At 60.8% G+C, this 25,735-nt stretch carries 22 protein-coding genes and 3 tRNA genes; 10 read left to right on the forward strand and 15 right to left on the reverse strand.

Annotation, left to right across the window (positions count from 1 at the left end; translation table 11 throughout):
• Positions 1-173 precede the first annotated feature (173 nt).
• From EQV96_RS03460 to EQV96_RS03480, 5 genes are all read right to left on the reverse strand, one after another.
• Entirely contained in the window at positions 174-959 is a 786-nt protein-coding gene (locus EQV96_RS03460) for an energy transducer TonB (RefSeq protein WP_240881352.1), read from the reverse strand.
• Positions 956-1,402 carry a protein TolR gene (tolR, locus tag EQV96_RS03465; RefSeq protein ID WP_016780534.1) on the reverse strand — a complete coding sequence of 149 codons (447 nt, stop codon included), beginning with the start codon at positions 1,400-1,402 and terminating at the stop codon, positions 956-958. Before tolR ends, EQV96_RS03460 begins: the two co-directional genes overlap by 4 nt.
• 14 nt (positions 1,403-1,416) lie before the next feature.
• Positions 1,417-2,127, reverse strand: a complete 711-nt coding sequence (gene tolQ, locus EQV96_RS03470) for a protein TolQ (RefSeq protein ID WP_095032463.1) — start codon at positions 2,125-2,127, stop codon at positions 1,417-1,419.
• Between the two features lie 48 nt (positions 2,128-2,175).
• Complete coding sequence (locus EQV96_RS03475) at positions 2,176-4,083, reverse strand: phytase (RefSeq protein WP_240881358.1); 1,908 nt, start codon at positions 4,081-4,083, stop codon at positions 2,176-2,178.
• A 134-nt stretch (positions 4,084-4,217) separates the two neighbouring features.
• On the reverse strand, positions 4,218-6,752 hold the full coding sequence (locus EQV96_RS03480) for a TonB-dependent receptor (protein ID WP_240881360.1): 2,535 nt from the start codon (positions 6,750-6,752) through the stop codon (positions 4,218-4,220).
• 469 nt (positions 6,753-7,221) lie between these two features.
• Here EQV96_RS03480 and EQV96_RS03485 point away from each other — a divergent pair, with 469 nt between their 5' ends.
• The gene (locus EQV96_RS03485; RefSeq protein ID WP_095000597.1) at positions 7,222-8,142 is read left to right on the forward strand and encodes a GGDEF domain-containing protein; all 921 of its coding nucleotides are present in this window, start codon (positions 7,222-7,224) and stop codon (positions 8,140-8,142) included.
• A complete protein-coding gene (locus EQV96_RS03490) occupies positions 8,139-9,173 on the forward strand; it encodes an AraC family transcriptional regulator (RefSeq protein ID WP_095000598.1) in 1,035 nt (344 codons plus the stop codon). The genes EQV96_RS03485 and EQV96_RS03490 overlap by 4 nt, the downstream gene beginning before the upstream one ends.
• Positions 9,174-9,330: 157 nt before the next feature.
• Here EQV96_RS03490 and EQV96_RS03495 read toward each other — a convergent pair whose 3' ends face one another.
• A complete protein-coding gene (locus EQV96_RS03495; RefSeq protein WP_240881362.1) occupies positions 9,331-10,341 on the reverse strand; it encodes an Ldh family oxidoreductase in 1,011 nt (336 codons plus the stop codon).
• A gap of 132 nt (positions 10,342-10,473) precedes the next feature.
• On the opposite strand from EQV96_RS03495, the gene EQV96_RS03500 reads away from it, so the two are divergent.
• The 6 genes from EQV96_RS03500 (at position 10,474) to EQV96_RS03525 (ending at position 15,742) form a co-directional block, all read left to right on the forward strand.
• Entirely contained in the window at positions 10,474-11,349 is an 876-nt protein-coding gene (locus tag EQV96_RS03500; protein ID WP_095024524.1) for a MurR/RpiR family transcriptional regulator, read from the forward strand.
• Positions 11,350-11,362: 13 nt separating this feature from the next.
• Complete coding sequence (locus EQV96_RS03505) at positions 11,363-12,118, forward strand: transporter substrate-binding domain-containing protein (RefSeq protein ID WP_095000601.1); 756 nt, start codon at positions 11,363-11,365, stop codon at positions 12,116-12,118.
• A 104-nt stretch (positions 12,119-12,222) separates the two neighbouring features.
• Positions 12,223-12,942, forward strand: a complete 720-nt coding sequence (locus EQV96_RS03510; protein ID WP_095032465.1) for an ABC transporter permease subunit — start codon at positions 12,223-12,225, stop codon at positions 12,940-12,942.
• Positions 12,939-13,649, forward strand: a complete 711-nt coding sequence (locus EQV96_RS03515) for an ABC transporter permease subunit (protein ID WP_095000603.1) — start codon at positions 12,939-12,941, stop codon at positions 13,647-13,649. Before EQV96_RS03510 ends, EQV96_RS03515 begins: the two co-directional genes overlap by 4 nt.
• A 49-nt stretch (positions 13,650-13,698) precedes the next feature.
• A complete protein-coding gene (locus EQV96_RS03520; protein ID WP_095000604.1) occupies positions 13,699-14,940 on the forward strand; it encodes an FAD-dependent oxidoreductase in 1,242 nt (413 codons plus the stop codon).
• 16 nt (positions 14,941-14,956) lie between these two features.
• A complete protein-coding gene (locus tag EQV96_RS03525; RefSeq protein ID WP_095000605.1) occupies positions 14,957-15,742 on the forward strand; it encodes an amino acid ABC transporter ATP-binding protein in 786 nt (261 codons plus the stop codon).
• Positions 15,743-15,864: 122 nt separating this feature from the next.
• Here the strand turns inward: EQV96_RS03525 and EQV96_RS03530 are convergent, their stop codons facing one another.
• A complete protein-coding gene (locus EQV96_RS03530) occupies positions 15,865-17,901 on the reverse strand; it encodes an NADPH-dependent 2,4-dienoyl-CoA reductase (protein WP_095000606.1) in 2,037 nt (678 codons plus the stop codon).
• 210 nt (positions 17,902-18,111) lie between these two features.
• Here EQV96_RS03530 and EQV96_RS03535 point away from each other — a divergent pair, with 210 nt between their 5' ends.
• Together EQV96_RS03535 and EQV96_RS03540 are read left to right on the forward strand one after the other, a co-directional pair.
• Positions 18,112-19,242 (forward strand): carbon-nitrogen hydrolase family protein, encoded by a 1,131-nt coding sequence (locus EQV96_RS03535; protein ID WP_095024522.1) that lies wholly within the window; start codon positions 18,112-18,114, stop codon positions 19,240-19,242.
• Between the two features lie 4 nt (positions 19,243-19,246).
• Entirely contained in the window at positions 19,247-20,287 is a 1,041-nt protein-coding gene (locus tag EQV96_RS03540; RefSeq protein WP_095019774.1) for an AraC family transcriptional regulator, read from the forward strand.
• Positions 20,288-20,300: 13 nt separating this feature from the next.
• Here EQV96_RS03540 and EQV96_RS03545 read toward each other — a convergent pair whose 3' ends face one another.
• The 8 genes from EQV96_RS03545 to purF form a co-directional block, all read right to left on the reverse strand.
• Positions 20,301-20,486 (reverse strand): hypothetical protein, encoded by a 186-nt coding sequence (locus tag EQV96_RS03545; RefSeq protein ID WP_130871641.1) that lies wholly within the window; start codon positions 20,484-20,486, stop codon positions 20,301-20,303.
• Positions 20,487-20,524: 38 nt separating this feature from the next.
• Positions 20,525-21,364, reverse strand: coding sequence for a DUF2242 domain-containing protein (locus EQV96_RS03550; RefSeq protein WP_095024521.1), 840 nt, complete (start codon positions 21,362-21,364; stop codon positions 20,525-20,527).
• Positions 21,365-21,661: 297 nt separating this feature from the next.
• Positions 21,662-21,738: transfer RNA gene (locus EQV96_RS03555), tRNA-Asp, on the reverse strand.
• A gap of 101 nt (positions 21,739-21,839) precedes the next feature.
• Positions 21,840-21,916, reverse strand: a tRNA-Asp gene (locus tag EQV96_RS03560).
• Between the two features lie 55 nt (positions 21,917-21,971).
• Positions 21,972-22,047 (reverse strand) — tRNA-Val (locus EQV96_RS03565).
• A 97-nt stretch (positions 22,048-22,144) separates the two neighbouring features.
• A complete protein-coding gene (locus tag EQV96_RS03570) occupies positions 22,145-22,924 on the reverse strand; it encodes an SDR family oxidoreductase (RefSeq protein ID WP_130871643.1) in 780 nt (259 codons plus the stop codon).
• The gene (locus tag EQV96_RS03575; protein ID WP_095002457.1) at positions 22,921-24,132 is read right to left on the reverse strand and encodes an O-succinylhomoserine sulfhydrylase; all 1,212 of its coding nucleotides are present in this window, start codon (positions 24,130-24,132) and stop codon (positions 22,921-22,923) included. Before EQV96_RS03575 ends, EQV96_RS03570 begins: the two co-directional genes overlap by 4 nt.
• 72 nt (positions 24,133-24,204) lie before the next feature.
• Positions 24,205-25,710, reverse strand: coding sequence for an amidophosphoribosyltransferase (gene purF / locus EQV96_RS03580; RefSeq protein ID WP_095002444.1), 1,506 nt, complete (start codon positions 25,708-25,710; stop codon positions 24,205-24,207).
• Between the last annotated feature and the right edge of the window lie 25 nt (positions 25,711-25,735).

A 25,735-nucleotide genomic window follows, 5' to 3' on the forward strand; every position in this document is an offset into this window, starting at 1 on the left:
CCGTGGAGCATAGGTCAAGAGCGGCGGATGGGTTTTGATATTGATCAGCTCAGAGGCACCCTCACCCCAACCCTCTCCCAGAGGGAGAGGGAGCTGACCGCACGCGGATTCAAACTCAACGCCAATCAGTCCCCTCTCCCTCTGGGAGAGGGTTAGGGTGAGGGGGCTTTGGGCTACTGGATCTTGTAGTGAAAGGTATTACGCACCCCCGGCACCGTCACCGCCTGGCCATCGACCATGCGTGGCTGGTAGCGGAACGTCGCCGCCGCCACTAAAGACGGCCGGATAAACGCCGGGTGACAGTTGCCCACCACTTTGGGGTTGTCGACCTTGCCCTGCGGCGTCACCGAGTACTCCACCGTGCAATCGCCCTGAATGCCCTTGTCCAGTGCCCGTTGCGGGTAGTCCGGGGCTTGTTTACTGATGGGCAGGTACTGGCGCACATCCGCTGCCGCAGCCGCCTGCTGCGCTCGCCGGGCATTATCCGCCGCTGCAACCCGGGCCTGTTCAGCCACGGCCTGCTGACGCTGAACCTCAACCTGCTCGGCGCGCTGCTGCGCGGCTTTTTGCTGCTCCACTTGCGCCTGCTTCTGCTCCTCGACCCGCTTGCGTGCGAGTGCCGCCTGTTCCAGTTTGCGCGCCTGGATCTGCGGGTCCACTTTAGGCTTGACCACCTCGGGCCTGGCCTCAACCACCGGTGCCGGAGTCACCACCGGCAGCGGCTCCGGCGCAGGAGGCGCCATTACCGGTTCGGCGGGCAGCATCACCAGCCGGGTTTTCAGGGTCGATGGCACAGGCTCCGGCAGCGATTGCTCCATGCTCCAGCCCAGCACCAGGAACGCCACCACAGCGCTGTGCAGAGCCACGCTGACCACCAGCGCCTGGCTGTTATGCCACATCCGCGACCAGGGCAACGGCTGTGCAGGCGCCAGCTCGCCGTGCATCAACGCGGCACTCATTGTGGCGCCTCGGTCACCAGCCCCAGGTTGCTCACGCCACCTTGCTGCAGGGCCGCCATCGCCTTGACCACGCTGCCATAACCCGCCTCGTTGTCGGCGCGGATATACACCTGGGTGTTGCTGTCCTGCGCCACCACCTGGCCGACCTTGGCCTGCAACTCCTCAAGGCTGACGGCGCTGTCGGTCTGGTTCTTGGTGTCCAGTTCACTGCCCAGGTTCCAGTAGTAGCCACCTTCGGCCTTGACTGACAGAGTGAGGATTTTTTGCTGGCTGTCATTGACCAGGGCTTCACTGGCCACTTTCGGCAGTTCGATTTTCACCCCCTGGGTCAACATCGGCGCGGTCACCATAAAGATCACCAGCAGCACCAGCATCACGTCGATGTAAGGCACTACGTTCATTTCGGCCTTGGGCCCGTGTTTGCGCTGTGGTCGAGCAAGCATGATGAAACTCCCTTTCAAGCGACGGCGGACATGTTCCGCGAACCGGCATGCAGGCTGCGGTACAAGCGCATCTGCACTTCATTGCCGAGGCTGTAGTAACGGGTCAGCAGGGTCTGGCTACGGGCCGAGAAACGGTTGTAGGCAATCACGGCCGGGATCGCCGCAAACAGGCCGATGGCGGTGGCGATCAGGGCTTCGGCGATGCCCGGGGCGACGGTGGACAGGGTCGCCTGTTGCACCTGGGACAGGCCGATAAAGGAGTTCATGATCCCCCACACGGTACCGAAGAGTCCGATATAGGGGCTCACCGAGCCGACGGTCGCGAGAAACTGCAGGCCTTTCTCCAGGCGAATCTCCTGCTCGCTGATGGCCACATACAGCGCCCGCTCCACCCCTTGCATCACGCCTTCGGCATCCACTCCCGGCTGCTGCTTGAGTTGGGCGTATTCACTGTAGGCAGCGGCGAATACTCGCTCGGCACCGGCATCTTCCTGGCTGGCGTCGCGGCTTTCGCGGTACAGGGCATTGAGTTCGCCCTGGCCACGCAGGCGCCCGGCAAAGTTGTCCATGTCGCGCTCGCTACGGCGCAGGATGGCGCTGCGGCGCACAATCAGAAACCAGCTCAACAGCGAGGCCAGCAGCAGGATCAGCATCACCCCCTTGACTAGCAGACTCGCGTCGCTGATCAGGCCCCAGATCGTCATATGTTCCATGGTTGCGTGCATGTTGTTGCTCCAGTAAAGGGGTATTTATAAGCGTCTTAAATGACCGGGTTATGGCAAGTGCAGGGCCTTGGCCACTTCAGCCCAGGGGATGTACTTGAAGTTCTGCGCCTGCTCGGGCATGCGTTTGCGACCGTCCTGAACCACCAACATGCCTTTGTGCCACGGGCCGCCGAGGTTGGCCGAGGTCACTTCCAGGCCATCGGTTTCCGACGCGCCGTCGATGCCCGCCGCCGCATTGACCCCCACCCGGAACGCACCGCGCAGGGCATACGGCGGCTCGGCATCGACCACCACATAGCTGTCGTTGCCCTGGCTGGAGATCACCAGGTAGTTGTCTTTGTCGGTCTGGTACAGGCCCATGCCTTCGATATCGTCATGCACCTGTTCACCCACCCTGATCACGCTGGTGAGCGTGGCCGGTTGGTCAGGCCGGGCATCCACCGCCCACACCGCCACATCCTCCTCACCGAGGAACAGCCGCTGGTTGCGATCGTCCGCTACACAGCCTTCGGGTTGGCTGGCCACCTTGAACTGGCGCACCAGCTCGCCCTGCACCTTGTCGCCCTTGGCGTACAAGCGGTGCTGCAAAAAAGTGCCGTCCTTGTCGTTGGTGAAACTGTAGATCTCGCCGGTAGGGGCCTTGAACAGGCACAGGCCGTAAATATCGGTGACCGGCGTGGCAATCTCGCCCGCTTCCTGCAAGGTGCCGGTGGCGCGGTCGATGCTGAACACGCTGAGGCTGTTGTGATCGCGATTGGTTGCCACGGCCAGATCCACAGTGCGTCCGCCCAGCTCGAAACCCGGGCGCACATCGACGTTGTTCAGGCGGCCCACAGGCAGATGCTGCACGCGTTTGCCCTGCAGGTCGTACACCTCAAGGCCCTGCTGCTTGTTGGTGCCCAGTACCCGGCTCAGAGCAGGGGTTTTCGGGTGTACCCAGATGGCCGGGTCATCCGCGGCATCACCCTGGCTCATCACCACGTCGGTTTGCACCGCAGGTTTTACGCTGACCAGCACAGGGGGGTGGCTGGCCGGGGTGGCCTTCCAGCCCAATGCGCCTTCGTACATTTTGCTGCTGGCACCGTCCTGCACCAGCAGTTGCAGGCCATGCGGCGTCTGACGCAGGGCCAGATGCTCCGGCTCGCGGACCCCGGCCAGGGGCAAGCTGGCAACGGCTGCCCAGCCCTTGCCCTGCTGCTGATACAGATTCAGTTGTGCCGCCTCGGGATCGAGGCCGAGCATACCGCCCGGCACCAGGGCCATGTCCCCGGTGGATTTTTTTACGTTGCCAAATGGCTCGACCATCGCCACCGGCACACGCTCGACGTCGGCCTCGGCATGGGCCGGGTAGGCCCACCAACCGACATTCTCTTCGTTGACGAAGAGGTTCTGCGCGGCGTCATCGACCTTGCAGAACTTGGCCTGCGGCGGCAGGGGCAGGCTGCGCACCAGCAGCGGCGTCGGCAGACGGCGGTTGTCAGCGGCAACCAGCCATTGCTCGCCCCTGCCCTCTTCGCCCACGGTAAACAGGTAGATATTGCTCGCGTCGTCCTGGTACAGACACACGCCATTCACCGCGTAGTCGCGGGTGGGCAGATAGGATGGCGCCTGCCATTGATGGCTCTTGGGGTCGAGATTGAACAGCGCAACCTGCTGCTTGTCCTTGTCGTTACTGGCCACCAGCACCTGGTCGCCCAGGGCGCGGCTGTCCAGCCCGGCAAAGGCGCCCTGGACCCGGCTCAGGGTGTTGCCCTGTTTATCAAGCAACAACAGGCCTTCACGCTTGCTTGCCGCCAGGCGCTCGTCACCTGTGCTACCGGGTAAAAAGCTCAGGGCCTGGGCCTTGCTGGTGGACCATTGCTGCAATGTCGGGGCAGCAATATCGGTAGCTGCCTGGACGCTGCCTGCGGTCAGGCAGGCCAGCAAGGGCAGGAGGCGGGGTTTGCGTGTGAACATGAGTGATCAATCCTGAATTCTGTTCAAAAAAACAATGGCGCTTCAGTGGGAGCGAGCCTGCTCGCGAAGGTCTCAACATCACTTACCGCCTTCGCGAGCAGGCTCGCTCCCACAAGGGGGGGGGCATCGAAGCCTTAAAAATGGGTGTAGGTCAGGCCCAGTGAGTAGGTCGGGCCGTATTCTTCGTACTGGTTGTTGAAGCGGCTGTTGCCGCTGTACGTGAAGTACGGCTGGTCCGTGAGGTTCTGGGCGTCGAACTTGACTTGCAGGTTCTTGGTCAGCGAGTAGCGGGCACTGAAGTCGACAAAGGTCTGGGCATTGACATAGGTGTCATGGGCCTTGTCGTTGACCCCGGCCAGTTCGTAGAGGTAGTCCGACTTGTAGTTGGCCGACAGGCGCAGGCTCAGCTTGTCGTCTTCCCAGCCGAGCATCAGGTTGCCGACGGTCTTGGACTGGTTGGGCAAATCGATATCGCGCTTGAGGCTGGCTCCGGTCGCTGCGTCAACGCCCTTGATACTGGCATTGGAGCGGCTGAACGTGCTGTTGGCGCCCAGGATCAAACCGTTCCAGGGTGACGGCAGCCAGTCGAATTTTTGCGAGTAGGCCAGTTCCAGACCATAGAGCTTGGCGCTGTCGCCGTTGGCATAGCTGTGGGCTTCGGTGAAGTCGACCCATTCGCCGCTGCCCGCCAGGTCGTTGTTGTAGACGAAGTTTTTAATGTCTTTGTAGAAGAGGAACGCCGACACCGTGCCCGCCTGCCCCATAAAGTGCTCGATGCCAAGGTCGAAGTTGCTCGATTCCAGCGGCTTGAGGTTGGGGTTGCCGAACTCGGCTTTGTCATCTTCGATAACAAAGCCCGGGGCTAGCTGGCCAAAGGTCGGGCGCACGACGGTGTTGGTCCAGGCCGCCCGCACCTGGGTGTTTTTCGCCAACTGATAGCGCGCATGCAGGCCCGGCAGCCAGTGGTGGTAATCGCGCTGGGTGTTTTGGTCTGCAAAGACGCCATCGCGCACGCCCGTACCCTTGGCCTCGAACTCGGTGCCCTCGTAGCGCATGCCGGCGATAAAGCGCCAGTCATCGATATCCAGGGTGTTCATCAGGTAGGCCGCATTGATGTCTTCGCGCATCTTGAAGTCATTGGCCCGCGAGTCCTGCTCGTTGTAGAAGTCGTCGCGGTTGAGGCCGCCGATCAGGTCCTTGATCGCCCCGCCGCTGATGCCCGGACCGTACTGGCCAAGGTTGTAGTGCAGGTTGCCCTTGTTGAACGCATTGAGGCTCAGTTGCTCGTCGCTGAAGCCCAGGTCGGAGAAGTCCTTGTAGGTCCAGGCATTGAGATCGTTGTCCTTGTTGCGCCGGCTGACCTTGCCGCCAAACTTGACCTGGGAGGCATAGCCCTGCACGTCGTAGTCGCGGGCCAGGTCCAGGCGGATATTTTTCTCGGTGTCCTTGGTGTGCTGCTCTTGCCAGTCCACCTTGTCCAGGCTGAAGTTGGTCGGGTCATAAAAGCCAGCGCCGATGATCGGCCGCGGTTTTTCGGTGTCGTAGAAACCGCCGTTGCCAATGCTCGAGCTGCCCTTGAAGGTGGCCCCGGCGATGCCCCCCGGGTTGTCTTCGCTGGACTCGCTGTAACCGGCCTGTCCGCTGAGGGTCCACAGGCCCATGGTGCGTTCACCGCCGAATACGTAGGACTGGATTTCCTGGGTTTCCTCGCGCTGCTTGAGCTTGCGCTTGGTCTTGGTTTTACCCACCACGTCTTCGGCCTGGGGGTCGGAGAATTCAAAGGCGGTGGAGTTGCGGGTTTCGTTGTCCTCAAAGCGGCTGTACAGGGTGCGCAGGTACAGACTGGTGTCGTCGTCGGGCTTGTAATCAAAGTTGAGGCCGCCACCGGCACGCTCGCGGCTGATCTCGTAAACACGCTGTTCAAAGCTGTTCAGACGGGCGCCGTCGGTGAAATCCCAATCGCCGCCGGTTTCGACGTTGTCGGAGCGAAAGTCGCGCTTGTTCCAGCTCAGGGCTGCGGCCACACCGAAGTTGTCGACACCGTCACCCAGGCTGAAACGGTCGCTGATGGCGCCCGACACCTTGGGGCTGGTCTTGTGGCTGTTCTTGTTGTATCCGGCCTCGGTGCTGCCGGTGAAAAACAGGCCGTCATGGTCGAAGGCCGAGAGGCTTTGTACGTCTACCGTGCCACCCAGGGAGTTGGCGTCCATGTCCGGGGTCAGGGTCTTGATCACCGACAGCGACTGCACCAGTTCCGAGGGCAACACATCCAGGGCCACGGCGCGGCGGGCGCTTTCCGGGGACGGTACCAGGGTGCCGTTGATGGTCACGCTGTTGAGGTCCGGGCCCAGGCCGCGCACGCTGACAAAGCGGCCTTCGCCCTGATCGCGCTCAATGCTGATACCGGGCAGGCGCTGCACCGCCTCGGCCACGTTGGCGTCGGGCAACTGCGCCACGCCATCGGCATGCACCACGCTTTCGATGGTGTCCGAGTTGCGTTGTTGCTTGAGTGCCTTGTCCAGGCTGACGGCCTGACCGACTACCTCGACGTGTTCAGTGGCACCGATGGCCGATGTCTCGGCGGCGCTCAAACGTTCGCTGGCGATTGCCAGGGCCAATGCACTGACCGTAAAGCCGACCCACTGCGCCTTGCTGCGACACTTGTACATGTTGGTGCTCCCCCAAAATCGCACGTCAGGCCGGGCAAATGGCCCGACAACTTGGGAGCGAAAGCTAGGGTCGGCGGATGACAGCGCTGTGACAGTGTTCGGCGAAACGCCCGAAACAAAAGGTTTCAAGTAGTGAGAAAGGGGTAAATGAGCTGATTTGACCTGATTACGAAAGGATCGCCCCCCGTAGCAGCTGCCGAAGGAACGAGGCTGCGTTCGACGACGGAGTCGTCGTAAAATCAGGTTGTGCGGTATTTAAGGTCAGTCCGACACCCCGCATTTACGATTGCTGCGCAATCGAACGCAGCCTCGTTCCTTCGGCAGCTGCTACGAAATCGGGTGCAACCACGAGCTTGCGTTTAACTTTTTTTTCACCACACACCTGAGCTGATTCGACCCGCAAGCCCCGTCATACAGTTGTCACACCGCTCTGCTCTGCTGACCGGCAATAGGTTTGGGTAGAACTGTGATGACTTGGTTAAACGTCCTTAAACACCATCGCTACAAGCTTGGTTTACTGCTGCTGGCCGCCAATGCCGCGGTACTGCTCAACCTGGCATTCGGCACGCCCAAGGCCTTCAGCGAATGGCACTGGCTGGATATCTTCGGCGAAGGCGGCACCGCCCTGTTTATGCTGTTCTGGCTGGGGCTGGTGATTAAAAGCCGGCCCACCGGGCGGGTCACCAACTACCTGGCGTACGGCCTGTGCTTTATGTTTTTTTCCTGGTGGGTGGATGTGCTCGACGAGTTTATCCGCCTGCCCAAACATATTGGCTGGGATCACTGGATGGAGTCGGCACCCATGCCCGTCGGCATGATTCTGCTGACCATCGGCCTGTTTCATTGGCACCGCGAGCAGCAGGCTATCAATCAACAGATGGAGAAGCGCGAGCGGGTATTTCGCGAGCACCGGCTGTTCGACAAACTCACCCCTCTGGGCGGCGCCGGTTACCTCAAGCACCAGGTCAGCGACTGCCTGGCGCAAAGCGTCGAGCAGCAACAGCCGCTGTCACTGCTGGCGCTGGATATCGACGATTTCACGTCCATCAACCAGCATTACGGCCACGCCGAAGGTGATGCCGTGTTGCAGGCCCTCAGCCAGTTGCTGCTGCTCAACCTGCGTCGCCACGATCTGCTCTGCAGGCTGGCCGGTGACCGTTTTGTGGTGCTGTTGCCTAATACCGGCGAGAGTCAGGCCCGCTTGCTGGCGCTGGAACTGCAGCAGGCGGTACAGAGCCTGGCCCACAAAACCCGCCAACAGGGTGAACGGGTGTATCTGTCGGCCAGTACCGCGGTGGTGATGGCCGTCAACGAAGCGCCCGATGAGCTGCTCAAGCGCCTGAACCTGACACTGGTGCGGGCCAAGCCGCCACGGAGCAAACGCGCATGACCCTGGACAGCCGCTGGTACGAAGCCGACAGCCGCTTTATTGCCGGGCACTATCAACCTGCGACCCTGATTGATCTGGCGTTGTCGCGGGATATCGACAGCCATCGCCTGCTGCGCGGTACCGGGCTGTTTTACGAGGACATCGTCGCCGGGCACACGCGCCTCAGCCCCCAGCAGTGTTTTACCCTGATCGCCAATGCACAACGCTTACTCGAAGCCGATGACAGCAGTTTTCTGTTTGGCCAGCGCCTGTGGCCGGGGCATTACGGCCCGGCCAGCCACGCCCTGCAGCAGGCACAGAACCTGCAGCAGGCCCTGGAAACCCTGATCCATCACCGCGCCCTGCTCAGCCCCTTGCTCACCCCGCGGCTGTTGCTGGACGACAAATACGCCTATGTGTACTGGCTCGACAGTTGTGGGGCCCAGGAGCAATTGCGTTTTGTACTGGAGGCCAGTATGACGGCGCTGATGGCCATGAGTCAGTGGCTCAGTGGCGAGCGCCTGCCGTGGGAATGCAGTTTCAGCCATGCCGAGCCGCATTATGTGGAGCAGTACTGGGTACATCTGGGGGAGAACACCCAGTTTGGCTGCCAGCTGGACATGATGCGCCTGCCCCGTGAATACCTGACCCGGCCCTGGCCGAATGCCTCGGCCATTGCCCGCCAAGTGGCCTATCAACAGGCACAGGAGCAGTTGCACAGCCTGGGCTTTCGCGCCAGCCTGCTTGACCGGCTGTATGTGTACTTGCGCAACAATGCCCGGGAGGCTCCGGGCCTTGAGCAGGCCGCGCAGCATTTTTCGGTGAGCCAGGCCACCCTCAAGCGCAAGCTGAACAAGCACGGCACCCACTTTCAGGCCCAGCAGGATCAGGCGCGCAAGCATATGGCGCTGTATCTTTACCAGATCAAGGGGCTGAGCAATGAAGCGGTGGCCGAGTACCTGAACTTCAACGACCCGGCGAACTTTCGCCGGGCCCTGAAACGCTGGACGGGGTGTACGCCCAATCTGATACGGCAGTTTCTGGCGTTGTAAGCCACTCCCCAAACCTGATGCGCGCAGGTGGATTGTGGGAGCGGGCTTGCTCGCAATGCAGGCCACGCCGGTTATCTGGAAAACCGCGGTGATGCTATCGCGAGCAAGCCCGCTCCCACAGGTTTAGCGGCGTTTACCAAACGGATCCTTGGCGCAGTTACCCCGCCAGCTCACGCAATTTGGCCAGCTCTTCAGCCCCCAGCGGGATGCCTTCGCTCAACGATTTGGCCCGCTCGATAAAGCGCCGGTCACCCGGCATGCGCTCAAGCCCTACTGCATGCATCTGCCGAACCAGTTCTGCGCTGCGCTGGGCAAAGCTGTTGCCGCCAGATTTGCTCGGGTCGATCACGATCAGCAATTGGCCGGTCCACGGGGTTTGTGCACCCGGGTGTTTCGACCAGTCAAACTCAAACGAGAAATTACCCCCCGTCAGCGCCGCCGCCAGCAACTCGACCATCATCGACAGCGCCGAGCCCTTGTGCCCGCCAAAGGGCAGCAAAGCGCCGCCGTCGAGGATGGCTTTCGGGTCTTCAGTGGGCTCACCCTGCTTGTCTACGCCCATGCCGGCAGGCAACGAGTGGCCTTTACGAGCGGCAATTTGCACGTCGCCGTGGGCAATCGCACTGGTGGCCAGGTCGAATACGATCGGATTGCCATCCGCACAGGGTGCGGCAAAGGCAATCGGGTTGGTGCCAAACAACGGTTTTTGTGCACCGTGAGGCACTACGCAGGTCATGCTGTTGACCACGCTCAAGGCCACCAGGCCTTCTTCGGCAAACGGCTCGACATCCGGCCAGAGCGCGGCGAAGTGATGGGAGTTACGAATCGCCAGCACCGCAATCCCGGCACTGCGGGCTTTTGCCACCAGCAACTCGCGGGCGGCCGCCAATGCAGGCTGGGCAAAGCCCCCCGCCGCATCCACGCGGATAAACCCGCTGGCAACGTCTTCTACAACCGGCACCGCCTGGCCATTGACCCAGTTGCTGGCCAGTGATGACAGATAACCCGGAATGCGGAATACCCCATGGCTATAGGAACCATCGCGCTGCGCCCGGGCGCAGTTGTCCGCCAGTACCTCGGCAACCTCCGGCGAGGTGCCATGACGCTCAAAAATCCGTTGCAGCAAGGCGGTCAATTCGGCGAGGGAAAGCGACTGCGTGGATGACATTCTGGGGCTCCAGTCTGATTATTTTTGTCTGAGGCAAACTATCCTTCGATGACAGTTCTCTGTCAATTGTTGACTTAATGACAGAAAACATTCACTTTCTGCAACGCGCTGAAATAAAAACAGGAAGCAGTCGTGAGCCAGCCGATTAAACAACGCCTTGAAAGCAGTCTGTCAACCGCCGCCCCCTCGGGCCGGGCGATTGCCAGCTACATGCTGGCCAATCTCTACGAGCTGCCCTTTCAGACCGCCGCCGACATCGCCAGCAAACTGGGGGTCAGCGAGTCCAGTGTGGGGCGCTTTTGCCGTGCCCTGGGCTATAGCCATTTCAAGGATTTGAAAAACGATCTCAAGGACGACCTGGGCGATGGCCCGTGGCTGGTCGGTGATCGCTTGCAAGAATTCCGCCAGCAGTCGAGCCAGAGCCCGCAGGCCCTGCCGCGCAGCTTCGAGCTGGAAGTCGGGGCGCTGGTCAAGGTCTACGAATACAGCCTCACCCCGCAGTGGCGTGCCGTCAGCCAGCGCCTGGCCACGCGGCCCAAGGTGTTTGTCGCAGGCTTCCAGACCGAGCGCGGCATCGCCGCCTCGATGGTGCATTTACTGCAATACCTGCGCGATGGCGTGCAGCTGGTCGACGGCGCCGCCGGGCATTACGCCGATGTACTGCTGTGCCCGCCCGCAGACTGCGCCCTGGTGGTGTTTGAAGCCCGTCGCTACTCGCGCCACGCCCAGTTATTGTGCCGCAAGGCACGCGAGGCCGGTATCGAAGTCACGCTGGTCACCGATACCTTCTGCGACTGGGCCGACCAGAGCGCCAATGAAGTGTTTCGCGTGCCCACCGAGTTCAACCTGTTCTGGGAGTCCACCGCGGCCATGCTGTCGCTGGTGCATTTGCTGATCAATGAAGTGTGCAAACAACTGGGGCCTGACGTTGAAAAGCGTCTTGAGGCAACCGCGGCCTTACACAATGAGTTCGTGGGCTACACATCCTCACCCGGATCAAAACAATAAAACGAGGTGCTAGATGAAATACGTCATTCGCTTTGCAAGTGCATGCGCACTGGTGGCCGCCGTTGCAGCCAACGCTCAGGCCGACACGCTGACTATCGCCACCGAAGGCGCCTACCCTCCCTTCAACACCACCAACTCGGACGGCACGGTGTCCGGCTTTGACGTCGACATCACCAATGCCCTGTGCGAGCGCATGAACGCGCAATGCAAGATTGTTGCCCAGGACTGGGACGGTATTATCCCGGGGCTGATGGCGAAAAAATACGACGCCATCGTCGCGTCGATGATCGTGACCGATGAACGCAAAAAGAAGATCGCGTTTACCAATCACTACTACCGCACCCCGCTGTCGATCGCCGTGCCTAAAGACTCTGATATCACCGATGCGCAGATCGACTTCAAGGGCCGCACCATCGGTGCCCAGGGCGCTGCAACCCAGGGTATCTACGCCGAAGACCACTACGAAAAAGCCGGCGCCAAGCTCAACCTGTACCCGACCCTGGACGAGGCCAACGCCGAGCTGAAAAACGGTCGTGTCGATGCGGTGATTGCCGACAAATTCCCGCTGCTGGAATGGATCAACAAAGCCAGCGACGACTGCTGCAAAATCATCGGTGACGTTAACGGCACCAATGCCGACGCCGCTATTGCCGTACGCCAGAGCGATACCGTGCTGCGCGAGCGCTTCAACAAGGCGCTGGACGAAATCGTGGCTGACGGCACCTATAAAAAGATCAGCAGCAAGTACTTCGACTTCGACATTTACTGAGTCGCCTGCCCTCGCTTGAGGGCCTCCCTGCCAATGACCCTGCCCTGCGCACGTAACGTGCGCGGCGGCTGAACTTCGGCCCACTTTTGCCCGGGGATTCGAGCATGCTCGATCAACTCTCACTTCTTTCTTTTGCCAGTGGCGGCTGGGGCTCGGCGTTGCTCGCCGGCGCGCTGGTGACCATTGCCCTGGCCTTGAGCTGCCTGCCTATCGGCTTGCCCCTGGGCCTGGTCGTGGCGGTGGCGGCACGCTCGAAAAACCGTTGGCTGCGGGCGTGGGCGACGACCTTTTCCACGGTCTTTCGTGGTTTGCCGGAACTGCTGACCCTGCTGATCATTTATTACGGCTGCCAGATCGCCGCCCAAAAGCTGCTCGCCATGATGGGCTACGACGCGCAGGTGACGATCAATACCTTCGTCGCTGCGATGGTGGCTTTCAGCCTGGTATTTGCCGCCTTCTCGAGCGAGATCTGGCTGGGTGCGTTTAAAACCATTCCCAAGGGCCAGTTCGAAGCGGCCTCGGCACTGGGCATGAGCAAATTCACCACCTTTCGCAAGGTGGTACTGCCACAACTGGCACGCATCGCCCTGCCGGGGCTGTCGAACAACTGGCTGTCGCTGCTTAAGGACACCTCGCTGGTGTCGACCATTTCCCTGGTGGACCTGATGCGCCAGACCAACCTGGCGGTCAGCGTGACCAAAGAGCCGATGCTGTTCTACACCGTCGCTTGCCTGGGTTATCTGTTTTTCTCGGCGATTTCCGGGCGTCTGTTCGCCTTTCTTGAACGCTACTTCAGCCGCCATCAACGGAGCGCGCAGCCATGAGTCTGGCGGATCTGCAAAACATGTTTCTCAACCCCGACCTGCTGGAACGCTACGGCCCGCGGTTTATCGACGGGCTGCTGGTCACCGGCAAACTGGTGGCGATTTCCTTTACCCTGGGGGCTTTGCTCGGCTTGCTGATCGCCCTGGGGCGTTTGTCGAGCAACCGCTTCTTGCGCAGTTTTACCGGTGCCTACGTGTACTTTTTCCGCGGCTCACCGCTGCTGGCGCAACTGTTTTTGCTGTACTACGGCCTCGGCTCGTTCAAGGGCTTCTGGCAGGACGTGGGCCTGTGGTGGTTTTTCCGCGATGCGTGGTTCTGCACCCTGCTGGCTTTCACCCTCAACACGGCGGCGTACCAGGCCGAGATCCTGCGCGGCAGTATCCTCTCCGTGGCCCAGGGCCAGCGTGAGGCCTGCAAAGCGCTGAACCTGTCGCGCTGGACCACCTTTCGCAAGATCATTCTGCCGCAATCGTTGCTGGTGGCCATCGGCCCGCTGGGCAATGAACTGATCCTGATGATCAAGGCCAGTGCGATTGCCTCGCTGGTAACCATTTACGACCTGATGGGCGTGACCAAGATGGCGTTTTCGCGCAGTTTCGACTTTCAGGTCTACCTGTGGGCCGCCGTGCTGTATCTGCTGATCGTGGAAGTGGTGCGGCGCAGCCTGAAACTGATCGAAGGCCGCCTCGGCCGCCATTTGCAGTAAGCCCATTGCCCGGGCTGCGCACACGGCCCCCTGTTTTAAGGATTTGTTTATGCACTGCGACACTATCGTTCTGGGCGCCGGCATTGTCGGCGTCAGTACCGCGTTGCAACTCCAGGCTCGTGGGCGCAGCGTCGTGCTGCTTGACCGCGCCCAGCCAGGCAGCGGCACCAGCCACGGCAATGCCGGGCTGATCGAGCGCGCCAGCGTGATCCCCTATTCGTTCCCGCGGGAACTTTCGCGCCTGTTGCGCTACGGCCTCAACCAGCAATCAGACGTGCGCTACAGCCTCAAGCACCTGCCCAAGGCCGGGCCGTGGCTGTTGAAGTACTGGCAGCAATCCGCTCCCAAGGCGCTGGCCAGGGCCACCCGGGCCATGCTGCCGCTGATTGAACAATGCGTCAGCGAACACGACTTGCTGGCCGAGCCCGCCGGGGTGACTGCGCTGATCGATGACAGCGGCTGGATCGAGGTCTATCGCACCCAGGCCGACTTCGACAAGGCCCAACGCGATGCGGCGGCCTTGAGCGACTACAGGCTCAACTACCGGGTACTGGGCGAACAGCAGGTGCACGCCCTGGAGCCGGGCCTGCATAACGATGTGATCGGAGGCATTCACTGGCTCGATCCCAAGACCGTCAGTGACCCGGGCGGCCTGACCCGTGGTTATGCCGAATTGTTTGTAAAGCGTGGAGGCACCTTTGTCATCGGTGACGCCACCAGCCTGCGGGCAACGGCCGGGCAATGGCAGGTCGAGAGCCAGAAGGGCCTGATCGTCGGCAACGAAGTGGTGATTGCCCTCGGCCCGCAAGCACGGGCGATTTTCGAACCGCTGGGCTATCGCATTCCCCTGGCAATCAAGCGCGGCTATCACATGCATTACGCGGCCAAAGACGGCCACACCATGCAGCACCCGATTCTGGATTCAGTGGGCGGTTATGTGCTGGCACCGATGGTGGGCGGTATTCGCCTGACTACCGGGATCGAATTTGCCGACAGCGATGACCCGATCAACGAAATCCAGTTGCGCCGCTGCGAGGAGCGCGCCCAACGCCTGTACCCGCTGGGTGAGCGTGTGGATGCCGAACCCTGGCTGGGCCGGCGCCCGTGCCTGCCGGACATGTGCCCGGTGATTGGCCCTGGCAGCCGCCACAAGGGCCTGTGGTTCAATTTTGGCCACGCCCACCACGGCCTGACCCTGGGCCCGGTCAGCGGGCGTCTGCTGGCCGAAATGATGACCGGGGAAAAACCTTTCACCGACCCTGCGCCCTACAGCGCCGAGCGTTTTCACTGATCACTGGAGACACACCATGCTTGCACAACCTGCTTACGTTCATCCTGTGTCGCCAGTCACTGACACCCGCAAGGTCGTCGTGGATATCGCCGGACTGAACAAATATTACAGCGCTTTTCACGTGCTCAAGGGCATCGACCTGAAGGTGCGCGAAGGTGAACGCATTGTGCTGTGCGGCCCGTCCGGCTCTGGCAAGTCGACGCTGATCCGCTGCATCAACCGCCTGGAAATTGCCGAGCAGGGTCGCATCCTGATCAACGACACCGACCTGGCGCTGCCAACCCGTGAAGCGGCGAAAGTGCGCAGTGAGATCGGTATGGTGTTCCAGCATTTCAACCTGTTCCCGCACATGAGTGTGCTGGACAACTGCATCCTGGCGCCGATGTCGGTGCGCGGCCTGTCGCGCAAGAAAGCCATCGAACTGGCCCAGCATTTTTTGACCAAGGTTGGCATTGCCAGCCAGGCTGATAAATACCCGAGCCAGTTGTCCGGCGGCCAGCAGCAACGTGTGGCCATTGCCCGGGCGTTGTGCATGGAACCGAAAATCATGTTGTTCGATGAGCCGACTTCGGCGCTGGACCCGGAAATGGTCAGCGAAGTGCTGGATGTGATGGTCAACCTGGCGGGCAGTGGCATGACCATGTTGTGCGTGACCCATGAAATGGGTTTTGCCCGGCAGGTGGCGGAGCGGGTGTTGTTCCTGGATGGCGGCATGGTGATTGAAGACTCGCCGCCCGAGGAGTTTTTCAACGCCCCGAAAAGCCCGCGGGCCAAGGCGTTTTTAGCCCAGATCGTGCATTAAGAGCAAAGCCCCTCACCCCAACCCTCTCCCAAAGTGAGAGGGGGCTAAAGGCCAAAGCAGATCTTCGCAACGCCACAAATCAGTCCCCTCTCCCTCCGGGAGAGGGTTAGGGTGAGGGCGCTTTACAGCTGCGCCGCCAATCTCGACCCCTGATCAATCGCACGCTTGGCATCCAGTTCCGCCGCCACATCGGCACCGCCGATCAAATGCACGCTCTGCCCCGCTGCAACCAGGCCATCCTGCAACTCACGCAACGGATCCTGCCCCGCGCAAATCACAATATTGTCTACAGGCAATACCTGCGGCTCGCCCTCGCCAATACGCACATGCAAACCGGCATCGTCGATGCTCAGGTATTCCACGCTGTTGAGCATCTGCACCTGCTTGTTTTTCAGCCCGGCGCGATGGATCCAGCCAGTGGTCTTGCCCAGCCCGTCACCCACCTTGCTGGCCTTGCGTTGCAGCAAGTACACCTGACGCGCCGGGGCATGCACCTGAGGCTTGATCCCGGCCACACCGCCGCGAGCCTCAAGCTCGGTGTCGATGCCCCACTCTTTCCAGAACGCTTCACGGTCCTGGCTGGTAGACACCCCCTGGTGCACCAGAAACTCCGACACGTCAAAACCAATACCGCCCGCGCCAATCACTGCAACCTTACCGCCCACCGGCTTGCGCTCCAGGATCACGTCCAGATAGCTCAGAACCTTGGGGTGGTCGATACCCGGGATCGCCGGCGTGCGCGGTGCGATGCCGGTGGCCAGGATGATTTCGTCAAACTTGCCTTCGACCAGTTGCTGCACATCCACCCGGGTGTTCAGGCACACCTCGACACCGGTGGTTTGCAGTTTGCGCTTGAAGTAACGCAGGGTTTCAAAGAACTCTTCCTTGCCCGGTATGCGCTTGGCCACATTGAACTGCCCGCCAATCTCGCTGGCTGCGTCAAACAGCACCACTTCATGCCCGCGCTCAGCCGCCACGCTAGCCGCAGACAGACCGGCCGGGCCGGCACCGACCACGGCGATTTTTTTCACCGCAATGGTCGGCAAATAATTGAGTTCGGTTTCGTGGCAGGCTCGGGGATTGACCAGGCAACTGGTCAGCTTGCCGCCGAAGGTGTGGTCCAGGCAGGCCTGGTTGCAGCCGATGCAGGTGTTGATCTCATCACTGCGCCCGGCAGCCGCCTTGTTGACGAACTCCGGATCAGCCAGAAACGGCCGCGCCATCGACACCATATCGGCATCGCCTTCGGCCAGGATCTGCTCGGCGATTTCCGGGGTGTTGATGCGGTTGGTGGTGATCAGCGGCACACTCACCGAACCGCGCAGCTTGGCGGTGACTTTGCTGAACGCGGCACGGGGTACTTTGGTGGCGATGGTCGGGATGCGCGCTTCATGCCAGCCAATACCGGTGTTGATCAGGGTCGCACCGGCCGATTCGACCGCCTTGGCCAGTTGCACGATCTCTTCCCAGACGCTGCCGCCTGCCACCAGATCGAGCATCGACAGACGATAGATAATGATGAAATTCGGGCCAACGGCTTCGCGCACGCGACGCACGATTTCCACGGGCAGGCGCATGCGGTTTTCGTAGCTGCCACCCCAACGGTCAGTACGCTGGTTGGTGTGCGCCGCCAGGAACTGGTTAATCAGGTAACCCTCGGACCCCATGATTTCGACACCGTCATAGCCGGCACTCTGGGCCAGCCTGGCGCAGGTCACGAAGTCGCTGATCTGCTTTTCGATGCCCTCTTCATCCAGCTCCCTGGGTTTGAACGGGTTGATCGGCGCCTGGATCGCACTCGGCGCGACCTGGCGCGGGCTGTAGGCATAACGCCCGGCGTGGAGGATCTGCAGGCAGATCTTGCCGCCGGCATCGTGTACTGCGCGGGTCACAACCACATGCTTTTCGGCCTCTTCCACCGTACTCAGCTTGGCTGCACCGCTGTACACCCCACCCTCGTCGTTGGGCGCAATGCCGCCCGTGACGATCAGGCCCACGCCACCCCGGGCACGCTCGGCAAAGTAGGCGGCCATGCGTTCAAAGCCACCGGGCTTTTCTTCCAGGCCGGTGTGCATCGAGCCCATCAGGCTGCGGTTGCGCAAAGTGGTAAAACCCAGATCCAGCGGGGCGAGCAAGTGCGGGTAGCGAGTGGCGGTCATCAGTAGGCTCCACAACGGGCGAAATCACGGAACGCGGGATGCTCTGCGGCTCCCGTCGTTGATCTGAGGCACAGTAAAGACTCAACCGACCCCACTCAATGACCCAAAGTTACAAATTATTAACCCAAATGCGCAGCACCCCTTGGCAAGCCAACAACCGCCGCCTACCCTGTAGATTGAATTCCGCTGAAAGCTGTCTGTTTTATTTATATGCGCAAAATAATTGGCTGCACCTTACTGATTGCCCTCTTTGCTGCTGCAGGCGGTTATGCCTGGTGGACCACGCAACGGGATGTTGGCCACTACCTTTCTGACTTGCGCATCGAGCTCGCGATTAACGAGGGTGTGAATAATGATCGCGGCAACCTGCTGGGCATCGAGCCCGACCTGTCACCCCGCGACTACCAAAGCCTGGCGCTGGTCCATCTGAAACTGGCGGCCTACTTGAACAGCGCCCGCGATGCCGGGCTGGTCAACGGCAAAACCGTAGTGGTACTGCCGGAACATATCGGTTCCTGGTTGATGTTTCGCGGTGAAAAAATCCAGCTGTATCAAGCCGCCAACCTCAATCAAGCGATGCACTGGCTGGCCATCAGCAACCCGCTGGCCTTTGCCAATGCATGGTTGCGCGCTGACGGCGAAAGCCGGGTCAACGATGCTCATCTGCGCATGAAAGCCAACAGCATGGCCGACGATTACCAGACCCTGTTTGGCGGCCTGGCCAAAGAGTTCGGGGTAACCCTGGTGGCCGGCAGCATCGCCTTGCCCGACCCGCGCATTGAACACGGCAAACTGCTGGTCGGCACCGGCGCGTTATACAACAGCAGCGTGGTGTTTGACCGCGAGGGTGCCGCCATCGGCACTCCGCAGCGCCAATTGCTGCCCACCTATGAAGAACAGAGCTATATCCAGCCCAGCCCCGATCATGAGCTGAATGTGGTCGACACCCCGGCCGGGCGCCTGGGCATCCTGATCGGCAGCGACAGCTGGTACCCCGAGAACTACCGCACGCTGAACGAAAAAGGCGCGCAACTGATCGCAGTGCCCGCGTTTATCGTCGGTAAAACCACTTGGGACAAACCCTGGGGCGGTTACAAAAGCGTGTCGACGCCCAGTGAAATCAGCCTCAAGCCCGGCGAAGTCACCGAGGGCGATGCCTGGCATCGCCTGACCTTCACCAGCAGCCTGCCCATCAGCACCGCCAACGCTGGCGTCACCGTGTTCTTGCGCGGCAAGTTCTGGGACAAGCACAGCACCGGCCAGGGCTTTATCAGCCGCAACGGCCAGACCAGCCCGGACCAGCCTGGCAGCGGTGCACGACTGCTGAACCTCTGGTTATAGAATGATGAAACCGCTGCCGATGCGCCTGGGCGATCTATCGGTCGGGTTCGTTCAGTCCCTGGCCGACGCCGTGCGCAGTTGCGGCCACGACCCGGCCCCCCTGCTCGACCAGTTCGGCCTTGACCCGGCCCGTCTGGCCCAGCCTCTGGCACGCCTGTCGATCCCGCGCTATATGCGCCTGGGCCACGCCGCAATTATGCTGACCGGCGAGCCGGCACTGGGCCTGCGTATGGGCCAACTCAGCCGTCTGGGCCAGGTGGGCCTGGCCGGCGTCACCGCAGCCCAGGCACCCACAGTGCGCGAAGCGGCCCGCACCCTGATACGTTTCGAACCCTTGTACGGCTCCAACTACCGCGGGCAGTCAAGCCTGCACGAAGACGCCCAGGGTGCCTGGCTGCGGTTTTACTCCATCAGCCCGTACAACGCCTATAACCGCTTTGTGGTGGACTCGATCATTGCCGGCTGGTTGCAGCACCTGTCCGCGGTTGCAGCCCGGCCCTTGAGCTGCGAGCAGATCGATATCGAATTCAGCGAACCGGATTACGCCCAATGCTACAACGGGCTGGGCAGCTCGACCCTGCAGTTTCGTGCAGAAACCAACCAGCTGCGCCTCAATCACGCCACCCTCGACCTGCGCAACCCGCAGCACTGCCCCAGCACCTGGGCCTACCTGTTGCAACTGTGTGAGCGCGAACTGGAGCAAATGACCCGCACCCGCAGCCTGCGCGAGCGCATTACGCAACTGCTGGGGCCTTTGCTCAATGGCGGTCGCGAACCCGACCTGGAGGAAGTGGCGGCACGCCTCAAGCTGCCGACCTGGACCTTGCGCCGCAAGCTGGCCGAAGAAGGCACGCAATTTCGCGCCATTCTCAACGACACACGCCGCGACCTCGCCATGACCTATATCCGTGATACGGAGCTGGCCTTCGGGGAAATCGCTTATTTGTTGGGGTTTGCCTCAGCCGAGGCGTTTCAGCGGGCCTTCAAGCGCTGGAATGCGCAGACGCCGGGAGAATACCGACGGCGTCAGCGCCAGACTGCCTGATGCTGCACCGGGCTCAAAGCTCGGTCGCATCGTCGGCAGGTTCCAGCGGGTCCAGTTCAAAGGCCTGGTATTCAAGCAGCTCTTCCTGATAGTCGTCCATACAGCATCCCTTTTCAGTCTGTTTGTTTAAGTCATGCCTGAGCATAAAGTGCCCGCATGAAGGAAAAATGACACCTTCGCGGGCACTGTCAATACTCATCGTTAAACGTAGCAGAGCTTTTGAGATTTACTGCACAGTTATTGAACGGGGGAAGGCTCTACGGCGGCAGGTACGGGGGTGATGGCAGGTTCGGTCACAGGCTCGACCACAGGCGTGACTGGCGCCACCACTGCAGGTACCGTTACCGGGGCCTCCAGCACAGGTAGAACAGGTTCGGCTGCGGCCGGGGGCAGCAGCACAGGCTCGCTGGCAGGCGCCACAACTGGCTCGGGCACAATAACCGGCTGGGGTGCAGGCACAATCACTTCAGTCGGCACTGGCGCTGGCTCAGGCACGCCCAGATCAGGCTTGGCTTTTAGCGGCGCCTTTACCGCTTTCACGACTTCCTTGGGCTTGGGCAGGAACACTTCGACCAGGCCAAAAAAACGGTCATAGAACTGCGCCGAAGACACCGTCTCGCTGGCGACTTTGACCATCGAATCATCGGTTGAACCAATCGGCATCGACACCGAACCCAGCACACCGACACCCAGACTGGCAGAGTTGTTGACTTTCTTCAGGGCGTAACGGTCCTGCAGCGCATTGGCAAACATGGTGGCGTGATGCTCAGAACCGCCATCGTCGGCACACACAATGTTGAAGCTGATCTCCAGATGGCTTTCGCCGGTTTGCTGGAAGCTCTTGTGGCCGCTGATCATTTTCGGGTCATTGCTGGTGATGATATAGCCCTGGCTAAGCAAGGCGCGCCGCGCTGATTCGCAGGCTGTCTTGTCGGTCACCGGGTAATTGCGCGAGAACGTACCGGAGTCATCGAAGTTTTCATGTTCATAGATGGCAGTTTTCTTCGACGAGCAACCTGCCAGGCCAGTCAGCACGAGAGCGACTACCACGGCACGCACGGGGAATGACATAAGCATTGAAAATCCTGAAGAGAACGGTACGGGGCGTATTGTGCATCAAGTGGTGATAATCGCGGGCAGTTTGTCGCATCTGATCGTGGATCGCGGCCTGAAACCGCATTCGACCCCACTGTGGGAGCGAGCCTGCTCGCGAAGGCGCCAAGAGCTTCGCGGTTATCCGGCAAGTCCGGCATCTTCGCGAGCAGGCTCGCTCCCACAGTGGCTGGGTCCGTACAAAATCCCGGGCACAAAAAAAGCGACCCTGGGGTCGCTTTTTTTGTAGCTTCAGGGAGTTCAAGGGCCCTGAAGCAAATATGGCGCAGCGGACGGGACTCGAACCCGCGACCCCCGGCGTGACAGGCCGGTATTCTAACCGACTGAACTACCGCTGCGTATCGCTCGGACTTGCGTCCGTTTGAAACTTTAAAACCTGTGACTGAAGAGCTTCGGTGCTTTTCAATCGCAAACCAGGCGAACCTGACTTGTACAAATATGGCGCAGCGGACGGGACTCGAACCCGCGACCCCCGGCGTGACAGGCCGGTATTCTAACCGACTGAACTACCGCTGCGCGTCGGTGGCAGCTCCTTTCGGAACGACCTTTCTCTTGCGAGAATCTCAAGAAGTGGTGGGTGATGACGGGATCGAACCGCCGACCCTCTGCTTGTAAGGCAGATGCTCTCCCAGCTGAGCTAATCACCCTTTGCTTCGTTGAGGCCGCGAAATTTACGCACCTATCGAAGCTAAGTCAAGGACAAGATTGGTTTTTTTCAAAACAAGCAAAAATAGTGGCCTGGCCTTAATCGCCATAGATCATCTTCTTGCTCATGCCGCCATCCACCACAAACTCCTGACCCGTGACAAAACCGGAGTTGCGCGACAACAACCAGGCAACCATCGCGGCAACGTCCTCCACAACCCCTGCCCTGCCAGCAGGGTGCTGAGCGTGATCGGCGTCCGTCAACGGCGCTGCACGCCTTACAGATGGATCACGGGCGTCGATCCAGCCCGGGCTTACAGCATTGACCCTGATTTGCGGGCCAAGGCTGATGGCCAGCGCATGGGTCAATGCCAGCAACCCGCCCTTGCTTGCCACGTAAGCCTCGGTATCAGGCTCCGACTGGCGCGCACGGGTGGAAGCCAGGTTGACGATCGCCCCGCAATGGGCACGCAGATACGGCGCACAATGCTTGGCCAGCAACATCGGCCCGGTGAGATTGACCGCCAGCACGCGATTCCACTGCTCCAGATCGAGGCTTTCCAGGGGCGTGTTGTGCGGGTCCGCAATCGCGGCGTTGCACACCAGCCCGTCCAGCCGTCCGAACTGCCCCAGCACTTGCGCGACACACTGGATGACATCGTCTTCAACCGACACATCCATGCGCACAAACCAGGCACTGTCGCCCAGCGCCTTGGCCACTTTTGTGCCCCGGGCGCGGTCAATGTCGCTGAGCACCACTTGCCAGCCTTCACTGACCAGCCAGGCTGCAATGCCCAGGCCAATGCCCCGCGCAGCACCGGTGACCAGTGCTACACGGCCATTGCCGCTTACCGGCGCCTCGAGCATCCAGTCGGTCACAGCGCGGCCAGGCCTCGTGCGAGGTCGGCTTGCAGGTCCGTGACATCTTCCAGGCCTACGGCGATGCGGATCAGGCTGTCACGAATACCGGCCGCTTCACGCTCTTGCGGTGCCAGGCGACCATGGGAAGTGGTCGCCGGATGAGTAATCGTGGTTTTGCTGTCACCCAGGTTGGCAGTGATCGAGATCAGACGTGTCGCGTCGATAAAGCGCCACGCGCCTTCTTTGCCGCCCTTGACCTCAAAACTGACCACGGCACCAAAGCCGCGCTGCTGGCGCTGGGCCAATTCGTACTGTGGATGGCTCTTGAGACCGGCGTAGTGAACCTTCTCTACGCCATCCTGCTGCTCCAGCCACTCGGCCAGGGCCTGGGCACTGGCGCAGTGAGCGCGCATGCGCAGGTTGAGGGTCTCCAGACCCTTGAGGAAGATCCACGCGTTGAACGGGCTCAGAGTCGGCCCGGCGGTACGCAGGAAACCGACGATTTCTTTCATCAGCTCGCCACGACCGGCCACTACCCCACCCATGCAACGACCCTGGCCATCGATGAACTTGGTTGCCGAATGCACCACGATGTCTGCACCCAGCTTCAGCGGCTGTTGCAAGGCTGGCGTGCAAAAGCAGTTGTCGACCACCAGCAAGGCACCCTTGGCGTGGGCGATTTCAGCCAGCGCGGCGATATCGACCAGCTCGGCCAGCGGGTTGGACGGCGACTCGACAAACAGCAGCTTGGTGTTGGGCTTGATCGCCGCGTCCCAGCCAGCCAGTTCGGCCAACGGCACGTAATCGACCTGCACGCCAAAGCGCTTGAAGTACTTCTCAAACAGGCTGATGGTCGAACCGAACACACTGCGCGAGACCAGGATATGGTCGCCGGCGCTGCACAGGCTCATCACCACCGACAGAATGGCTGCCATGCCCGTGGCCGTGGCTACAGCCTGCTCGGCACCTTCAAGGGCGGCGATGCGCTCTTCGAAAGCACGAACGGTGGGGTTGGTGTAACGCGAATAAACATTGCCTGCCACCTCGCCCGAGAACCGCGCTGCCGCGTCTGCCGCCGTGCGGAACACGTAGCTGGAGGTCAGGAACATTGCATCACCGTGCTCACCTTCCGGCGTACGGTGCTGGCCAGCACGCACCGCCAGGGTGTCGAACGCTACGCCCTCAAGGTCGCTGTCCAGCCGACCCGCATCCCAATCCTGACTCATGCTGCCCACTCCTTGCTCTACTTTGTATTGGATAAACGCAAACCGGCCCATCAGGGCCGGTTTGGTGAACACTTAGTTGTTGTACAAGCCTATCGTCGCACCGACGCCCTGGGCAATCACCTTGGAAGCATCGTTGCGCGCACGCTCGATTCGCTCCAGGTAGTTGTCGTCAATATCGCCGGTGACGTACTTGCCGTCAAACACTGCACAATCGAACGCATCGATCTTGATCTTGCCACCACCGACAGCGTCGATCAGGTCAGGCAGATCCTGATAGATCAGCCAGTCGGCGCCGATCAGCTCAGCCACTTCCTGGGTGCTGCGGTTATGGGCGATCAGTTCGTGAGCGCTTGGCATGTCGATGCCATACACGTTCGGGTAACGAACCGCCGGGGCCGCCGAGCAGAAGTAAACGTTCTTGGCGCCGGCTTCGCGGGCCATCTGAATGATCTGCTTGCAGGTGGTACCGCGCACGATCGAGTCATCCACCAGCATCACGTTCTTGCCGCGGAACTCGAGTTCGATGGCGTTGAGCTTCTGGCGCACGGATTTTTTACGTGCAGCCTGGCCCGGCATGATGAAGGTACGACCGATGTAACGGTTTTTCACGAAGCCTTCGCGGAACTTGACGCCCAGATGGTTGGCCAGTTCCAGTGCAGCGCAGCGGCTGGTGTCCGGAATCGGGATCACCACGTCGATATCGTGCTCAGGACGCTCACGCAGGATCTTCTCGGCGAGTTTCTCGCCCATGCGCAGACGGGCCTTGTACACCGACACGCCGTCGATGATCGAGTCCGGGCGCGCCAGATACACGTGTTCGAAGATGCACGGGGTCAGTTTCGGGTTTACCGCGCACTGACGGGTGTGCAGCTTGCCGTCTTCAGTGATGTAAACCGCTTCACCCGGCGCCAGATCGCGGATCAGGGTAAAGCCCAGTACATCCAGGGAAACGCTCTCGGAGGCGATCATGTACTCGACGCCTTCGTCGGTATGACGCTGACCGAAGACAATCGGACGAATGCCGTTCGGGTCGCGGAAACCGACGATGCCATAACCGGTGATCATCGCAACCACGGCGTAACCGCCACGGCAACGGTTGTGCACGTCAGTCACGGCAGCAAACACGTCTTCTTCAGTCGGCTGTAATTTGCCGCGCTGCGCCAGTTCGTGAGCGAAAACGTTAAGCAACACTTCCGAATCGGAGTTGGTGTTGACGTGACGCAAATCAGATTCGTAAATCTCCTTGGCCAGCTGTTCAACGTTGGTCAGGTTGCCGTTATGCGCCAGGGTGATGCCATACGGCGAGTTGACATAAAACGGCTGAGCTTCAGCTGAAGTCGAGCTGCCCGCGGTTGGGTAGCGCACGTGACCAATGCCCACGTTGCCGACCAGGCGCTGCATATGACGCTGATGAAAGACGTCACGAACCAGCCCGTTGTCCTTGCGCAGAAATAACCGGCCATTATGGCTGGTCACAATACCGGCAGCATCCTGGCCGCGGTGCTGGAGGACGGTTAGCGCGTCATACAGCGCCTGATTGACGTTCGACTTACCGACGATACCGACGATGCCACACATGCGACGCAACCCCTACTTAATGGAT

The sequence above is a fragment of the Pseudomonas sp. TMW22080 genome, assembly GCF_022496745.1.
Classification (GTDB): Bacteria; Pseudomonadota; Gammaproteobacteria; order Pseudomonadales; family Pseudomonadaceae; genus Aquipseudomonas; species Aquipseudomonas bubulae.